This is a genomic window from Bartonella sp. PS17NMGDW (genome assembly GCF_042193555.1).
In the GTDB taxonomy this organism is placed as follows: domain Bacteria; phylum Pseudomonadota; class Alphaproteobacteria; order Rhizobiales; family Rhizobiaceae; genus Bartonella; species Bartonella grahamii.
Map to the genome: position 1 here is coordinate 1 of NZ_JBHILY010000084.1, position 832 is coordinate 832.

The 832-nt window shown below is 44.8% G+C and carries 2 protein-coding genes; both read left to right on the forward strand.

Annotated elements, in window-relative coordinates; genetic code table 11:
* Window positions 1-195: tail protein X (locus ACFIJK_RS09395; protein ID WP_375627602.1), on the forward strand; the 195-nt coding region annotated here is incomplete at its 5' end.
* On the forward strand, window positions 192-832 hold a 641-nt coding region (locus ACFIJK_RS09400; protein ID WP_375627603.1), incomplete at its 3' end, for a phage late control D family protein. The genes ACFIJK_RS09395 and ACFIJK_RS09400, both read left to right, overlap by 4 nt.

Here is an 832-nt window from a genome sequence, read left to right on the forward strand (position 1 = left end):
GATATGGTTGATGCCATTTGCTGGAAATACTATGCCAAAGGTCAGCAAGCGCTTGCTGTTGAACGCGTCTATGCAGCTAATTTGGGGCTTGCAGACTATGGACCCATTTTAAAAGCAGGCATCACGATACTCTTACCAACCCTCCCCTATCCGAAAGCCACACCAGTAATCAGAATTTGGGGTAGCAAATCATGAAACCTTTTTGCATGGTTCTGGCAAATGGAGAAGACATCACCAAAACGCTCATGGATTATGTTTTATCAATTGAAATTACCGATGAAGCAGAAAACAAAAGTGATCGTATCACTATAGAGCTTGATGACCGTGCGCGTGACAGTGATAACGGCTTTCTTGATATTCCTCTTATCGGGACAGTCATTTCTGTAACTCTTGGCTATGAAGGCGGAAAAAACCGCGATATGGGAGCCTATCTGATAGACGAAATCTCTGTAAGCAGCCCACCACAAAGCTTAAGCGTGACAGGGCGCGCCGCATCAATGAACACGTCTTACAGAACCCCCAAAAGCCAATCTTACCACCAACAAACTCTTGGCAGTATTGTTCAAGAGATAGCAGAGCGTAATGGCTATACGCCAAAGGTTGATCCTTCTCTTGCAAAAATCGTTGTGCGTCACATTGACCAAACAGCTGAAAGCGATATGGCTTTTGCTACACGCCTTGCAGAAGAATATGATGCGGTAGCAAAGCCCGTTGATGGTAAACTTGTTCTTGCCAAACGGGGTGAAGGCAAAGCCATCACCGGTGAAACACTCCCTATTATTGTTATTCATGAGAAACATTGCACCTCTTGGGATTTTAAATACAGTGCGCG